This is a genomic window from Delftia sp. WSY_10 (assembly GCF_043104705.1).
GTDB classification, from domain to species: domain Bacteria; phylum Pseudomonadota; class Gammaproteobacteria; order Burkholderiales; family Burkholderiaceae_C; genus Comamonas; species Comamonas tsuruhatensis.
The window spans coordinates 85,683-91,830 of the sequence record NZ_JBICKY010000020.1; the positions used below are offsets into that span (position 1 = coordinate 85,683).

The following is a 6,148-nucleotide window of genomic DNA, read 5'->3' on the forward strand; positions in this document are numbered from 1 at the left end:
TTCGTTGTGGCTGGCGGTTGCGTCTCAGGCCACCGCCGCCGCCTCCGCACTGCGCCCCATCCCCAGATAGGTATCGATGATGCGCCGGTCGTGCAGCAGCTCCCTGGCCGCGCCGCTGAGCGCCACGGCGCCCATCTCCAGCACGTAGGCACGGTCGGCCACCTTGAGGGCGGCGCGCGCGTTCTGCTCGACCAGCAGCACCGAGACGCCGTGGTCGCGCAGGCCGGCCACGACCTGCAGCACCTCGCGCACGATCAGCGGCGCCAGGCCCAGCGAGGGCTCGTCCAGCAGCAGCAGGCGCGGGCGTGCCATCAGCGCGCGGCCGATGGCCAGCATCTGGCGCTCGCCGCCCGACAGGGTGGAGGCCATCTGCGGGCGCCGCTCCCTCAGGCGCGGGAAGATGGCGAAGACCTCGTCCATGCGCTGCGCCTGGTCGCGCAGGCCCCGGCGCCAGCGCGAGAAGCCGCCCAGCAGCAGGTTGTCCTCCACCGACATCTCGCCGAACAGCTCGCGCTTTTCGGGCACCAGGGCCACGCCGTTGGCCACCATGACCTCGACGCCGGGGCGTGCGATGCGCTTGCCGTCCAGATGGATCTCGCCGCGCGAGGGCAGCAGGCCCATGGCGGCCGACAGCAGCGTGGTCTTGCCCGCGCCGTTGGGGCCGATGACGGTGACGATCTCGCCGCTGCGCACATCCAGATCCACCTGGTGCACCGCCTCCACGGGACCGTAGGACACGCTCAGGCCCTTGAGCTGCAAAAGGGTGTCGCTCATGCCGTCTCTCCGGTTGCCTCGTCGTCGTCGCCGCCGCCCAGGTAGGCATCCAGCACGCGCTGGTTGACCTGGATCTGGGCCGGCGTGCCTTCGGCGATCACGGTGCCGAACTCCAGCACCGTGATGCGGTCCGCAAGATTCATGACGAACTCCATGTCGTGCTCGACGACGAGAATGCCCAGCCCCTCGGCGCGCAGCTGGCGCAGCAGGTCGGCCAGGGCCTGTTTTTCCAGGTGGCGCAGGCCGGCTGCCGGCTCGTCCAGCAGCAGGGCCGCGGGCTGTCCGGCCAGGGCGCGTGCGATCTCCACGATGCGCTGCTGGCCCAGGGCCAGCGAGGCGGCCGGCACGTCGGCGAAGGCGCCCAGGCCGCAGCGCTCGATCTGGCGGCGCGCCTCGGCCAGCACCGAGGCCTCCTCGGCCCGGTCCAGGCGCAGCATGGAGGCCAGCCAACCCCGGTGCGCACGCCGGTGCGCGCCCACGGCCACGTTCTCCAGCACGCTGCGCTGGCCCAGCAGGCGCACATGCTGGAAGGTGCGGCCCAGGCCCAGGGCGGCAAAGCGGCGCGAGGGCGCATCGTTCATGGCCTGGTCCATGAAGCGCACCTGGCCCTCGGTGGGCGAGTCCACGCCCGAGATCATGTTGAAGAAAGTGCTCTTGCCCGCGCCGTTGGGGCCGATCAGCGCATGCACCTCGCCGGCCCTGAGCGTCATGGCCACATCGTTGTTGGCCACCAGGCCGCCAAAGCGCTTGGTCACATGCTCGGCCGCCAGCAGCACCTGGCCCGCCGCGGGCAGCGCGCGCTGCGCCAGCGGCGCAGCGTCCGCCAGCTTGAGATCAGACACGGGCCGGCGCACCCAGCGCGCCGTGAGCGCCTGCAGCGTGGGCCACAGGCCTTCTGCAAAGCGCTGCAGCACCAGCACCATCAGCAGGCCGAAGACGATGACCTCGAAGTTGCCGCTGGTGCCCAGCAGAGCCGGCAATATGTCCTGCAGCTTTTGCTTGATCAGCGTGATCAGCGTGGCGCCCAGCACCGCGCCCCACAGGTGGCCGGCGCCGCCGACCACGGCCATGAACAGGTACTCGATGCCCACGTTGAGGTTGAAGGGCGCCGGGCTCACGAAGCGCTGCATGTGGGCGTAGAGCCAGCCCGAGAGCGTGGCCAGCAGGGCCGCCAACACGAAGAGCTTGACGCGGTAGTGCGCCGTGTCGATGCCCATGGACTCGGCCATGACGCGGCCGCCGCGCAGCGCGCGGATGGCCCGGCCCTCGCGCGAGTCCAGCAGGTTGTGCAGCAGCCACAGCGCCACCAGCAGCACGGCCCAGATCACCACGCCCATGGCGCGCGGCGAGGCCAGCGAGACGCCACCGATCACCAGCGGCGCAATGCCCGTGATGCCGGTCTGCCCGCCCAGGAATTCCATGTTGCCGAACAGGTAGTACAGGCTCAGCCCCCAGGCGATGGTGCACAGCGGCAGGTAGTGGCCCTGCAGCTTGACCGTGACCGCGCCCAGCAGCCAGGCCACGACGAAGGTGATGAGCAGGCCCAGCGCCAGGCCCACCCAGGGCAGGCCCGCCGCGCCCACCAGCCCGCCCAGCGCCGCCACCGAGGCCGGCGCCGTGCAGACCCAGGCCGTGGCATAGGCGCCGATGCCCACGAAGGCCGCCTGGCCGAACGAGGTCATGCCGCCCACGCCGGTCAGCATCACCAGGCCTGCCGCCACCATGGCGAACAGGCCGATGTAGCTGAGGATGACGACGGTGAAATCGGGCAGGAAGCCCCAGGACGCGGCCAGCAGCGCAATGGCGGCCACCGTGAGCACGCGCGTGCTGATGCCGCCCGAGGCGGCCTTGGCAGGCGCCGCGGCCTGCGAGGAAACGGGGGCGCTCATTCTTCTTCCTCCACATGGTGGCTATTGCGCGATCGCCACCACAGCACCGGGATGATCAGCGTGAACACCAGCACCTCCTTGTAGGCACTGGCCCAGAACGACGAGAAGGCCTCCAGCAGCCCGACCAGCAGCGCGCCGGCCAGGGCCAGCGGGTAGCTGGCCAGCCCGCCCACGATGGCGGCCACGAAGCCCTTGAGGCCGATCAGAAAGCCGGTGTCGTAGTACACCGTGGTCAGCGGCGCGATCAGCAGGCCCGAGATGGCGCCGATCAGCGCGGCCAGCGCAAAGCTCACGTCGCCGGCCATGGCCGTGGGAATGCCCATGAGGCGTGCGCCCACGCGGTTGATGGCCGTGGCGCGCAGCGCCTTGCCGATCATGGAGCGCTCGAAGAACACGAACAGCAGGGCCACCAGCACCAGGGTCACGCCCACCACCACCAGGGACTGGCCCGAGATCGTGATGTCGCCCAGGCGCAGCTGCGCCTCGGAAAACGCGGGGGTGCGCGAGCCTTCGGCCCCGAAGAACAGCAGCCCCAGGCCGACCAGCACGCCGTGCATGGCCACCGAGACGATGAGCAGCATCAGCACCGAGGCATGGGCCAGCGGCCGGTAGGCCAGGCGGTACAGCAGCGGCCCCATGGGCGTGATCAGCACCAGGGTGGCCAGCGCCTGCAGCATCAGCGAGGACGGGCGCAGCCCCCAGGCCAGGGCCACGGCAATGGCCGGCAGCGCCAGGCACCACAGGAAGGTGGCGGGCCAGCTCACCTGGCTGCCCGCGCGCCAGCGCAGCAGGTCCACCACCAGCACGGCGGCGGCCAGGGCCAGCAGCAGCCACAGCGTGGTGGGCACGCGTCCGGCCTGCATCATGGCCAGGGTGAGCGCGCCGAAGGCGACGAACTCCCCCTGCGGGATGAAGATGATGCGGGTGACCGAGAACACCAGCACCAGGGCCAGCGCCATCAGGCCGTAGACGGCGCCGTTGACGATGCCGTCCTGCCCCAGCAGCAGGGCGATTTGCAGATCCATGATCGACTTTCGAGCAGACGCGGCCAAGCGCCACAGCGGCCGCCACCAGGCGCGGCAGCCGCTGCGGCCTCAGACCTGCAGGTTCAGGGCTGGTACTTCCAGGTACCGTTCTCGATCTTGACCATGACGGCCGCGCGCTGGTCCAGGCCCAGGTGGTCGGTGGGCGTCATGTTGAAGATGCCGTGGGCGCCGGCCACGTCCTTGGTCTGCTCCAGCGCATCGCGCAGCGCGGCGCGGAACTCGGCCGTGCCGGGCTGGGCCTTCTTGAGCGCGGCGGGAATCGCCGCTTCGAGCACGCGGCCCGCATCCCAGGAATGCGCGCCAAAGGTCGAAGCCGTGCCCTTGCCGTTGGCGGCCTCGTAGGCCTCCACATAGGAGACGGCGGACTTCTTGACCGGATTGCTGTCGGGCAGCTGGTGGGCCACCAGCACGGGGCCGGCGGGCAGCAGCGTGCCTTCCACATCCTTGCCGCCCACGCGCAGGAAGTCGGCATTGGCCACGCCGTGGGTCTGGTAGATCTTGCCCTGGTAGCCGCGCTCCTTGAGCGACTTCTGCGGCAGTGCGGCCGGCGTGCCCGAGCCGGCGATCAGCACCGCATCGGGCTTGGCCGCCATGAGCTTGAGCGTCTGGCCCGTGACCGAGGTGTCGCTGCGCGAATAGGCCTCGGTGGCGGTGAGCTTGAGGCCCTTGGCCTCGGCCACCTTGCGGAATTCCTGCAGCCAGCTTTCTCCATAGGCGTCGTTGAAGCCGATGTAGCCCACGGTCTTGATGCCGGCCTTGGCCATGTGCTCGCCGATGGCGGCGGCCATCATGGCGTCGTGCTGGGGCGTCTTGAAGACCCAGAACTTCTTGGCATCCACGGGCTCGACGATCTTGGCCGAGGCCGCCAGCGTGATCATGGGCGTCTTGGCCTCGGAGACCACGTCCACCATGGCCAGGGAGTTGGGCGTGATGCTGGAGCCCAGGATCACGTCGACCTTGCTCTCGCTGATCAGCTTGCGCGTGTTGGCCACGGCCGCCGTGGTGTCGGAGGCGTCGTCCAGGATGATGTAGTTGACCTTCTGGCCCGCCACCGTGCGCGGCATCAGCGCCACCGTGTTCTTTTCGGGAATGCCCAGCGACGCGGCCGGCCCGGTGGCCGAGACCACCACGCCCACGTTGATGTCGGCCAGGGCCGAGCCCCACACCGTGGCCAGGGTTGCGGCCAGCAGGCCCAGTTTCGTCAAACGCTTCATGTCTGTCTCCTTGTGTTGGATGGGGCGTGGCACCTTCAGGCGCCACAATTTACCGTGGTAACTATTTTTTTACCAGCGGTTTGATGCACGGGTTTGCCTGGGGTCTGCACGGCAGGCAAGCCTCCCAGGAACAGGTCGGCCACCACGGGGGCCATGGCCTCGTGGTCCAGCGTTCCGTCGGGCCGCAGCCAGGTGAACATCCAGTTCATCATCCCGAACAGCAGCATGGCCAGCGCCTTGGACAGGCCCGCGCCGTCGGCGTCCGGCCGCAGCTGGGCCACCGCCTGGGCAAAGGCCTCGACCACGGCGCGCTCCTTGCCCACCACGCGCTGGCGGTCCTCGTCCTGCAGGAAGCGCACGTCCTCGGTCAGCACGCGGTGGGCATGGCGGGCATGGGCGTACTCCTGCACGAAGCGTTCGATCAGCATGCGCAGCCGCGGCTCGGGCGGCAGGCCCATGGCCTGCACCTCGTCCACCAGGGCCTGCAGCCGCGTCATGTGGCCATCGGTGATGTCCACCAGCAGCGCGTACTTGTCGCGGAAGTAGTGGTAGATGGTGGGCTTGGACAGGCCGCAGGCCTGGGCCACCTCGTTCATCGAAGTGCCGGGGTAGCCGCTGCGCGCGAACAGCGCGGCGGCATGGCCCAGGATCAGTTCGCGCTGGTCGTCGTATCCGGAAGATCGGCCTCGGGCCATGGGACTCCTGTGCGCGCTCAGCGGCTGCGGTGGTCGATCACGCGGCGGGCCTTGCCCACCAGGGTGCGCTCTATGGAATCGGGCCGCAGCACCTCGACCTCGGCGCTCACGCCGACCAGGGTCTTGATGCGTTGCTGCACCCACAGTGCCAGCGCCTCGGTGTCGCCCTGCGTGCCCGGCTGCATCTCGCAGCGCACGGCCAGCCGGTCCAGGTTGCCCTCGCGCGTGACCACCAGCTGGTACTGGCCCGACAGCTGGGCGTTCTGCAGCACGATCTCCTCGATCTGCGAGGGAAACAGGTTCACGCCGCGGATGATGAGCATGTCGTCGCTGCGCCCCACGATCTTGCCCATGCGCCGGAAGCTGCGCGAAGTCGGCGCCAGCAGCCGCGTCAGGTCCCGCGTGCGGTAGCGAATGATGGGCATGGCCTCCTTGGACAGCGACGTGAAGACCAGCTCGCCCTCGCTGCCGTCGGGCAGCACCTCGCCCGTGTCCGGGTCGATGATCTCGGGATAGAAATGGTCTTCCCA

The 6,148-nt window shown here is 69.5% G+C and carries 6 protein-coding genes; all 6 read right to left on the reverse strand.

Annotation, left to right across the window (positions count from 1 at the left end):
* Positions 1–24 precede the first annotated feature (24 nt).
* A complete protein-coding gene (locus ACF8ML_RS11075; protein ID WP_016449266.1) occupies positions 25–774 on the reverse strand; it encodes an ABC transporter ATP-binding protein in 750 nt (249 codons plus the stop codon).
* Complete coding sequence (locus tag ACF8ML_RS11080) at positions 771–2,663, reverse strand: ATP-binding cassette domain-containing protein (protein WP_017406074.1); 1,893 nt, start codon at positions 2,661–2,663, stop codon at positions 771–773. Before ACF8ML_RS11080 ends, ACF8ML_RS11075 begins: the two co-directional genes overlap by 4 nt.
* The gene (locus tag ACF8ML_RS11085) at positions 2,660–3,688 is read right to left on the reverse strand and encodes a branched-chain amino acid ABC transporter permease (RefSeq protein WP_012202505.1); all 1,029 of its coding nucleotides are present in this window, start codon (positions 3,686–3,688) and stop codon (positions 2,660–2,662) included. The genes ACF8ML_RS11080 and ACF8ML_RS11085 overlap by 4 nt, the downstream gene beginning before the upstream one ends.
* An 83-nt stretch (positions 3,689–3,771) precedes the next feature.
* Positions 3,772–4,923 (reverse strand): ABC transporter substrate-binding protein, encoded by a 1,152-nt coding sequence (locus tag ACF8ML_RS11090; protein ID WP_016449264.1) that lies wholly within the window; start codon positions 4,921–4,923, stop codon positions 3,772–3,774.
* Positions 4,924–4,958: 35 nt separating this feature from the next.
* Entirely contained in the window at positions 4,959–5,618 is a 660-nt protein-coding gene (locus tag ACF8ML_RS11095) for a TetR/AcrR family transcriptional regulator (RefSeq protein ID WP_016449263.1), read from the reverse strand.
* Positions 5,619–5,635: 17 nt separating this feature from the next.
* On the reverse strand, positions 5,636–6,148 hold a 513-nt coding region (locus ACF8ML_RS11100), incomplete at its 5' end, for a phenylacetate--CoA ligase family protein (RefSeq protein ID WP_392407132.1).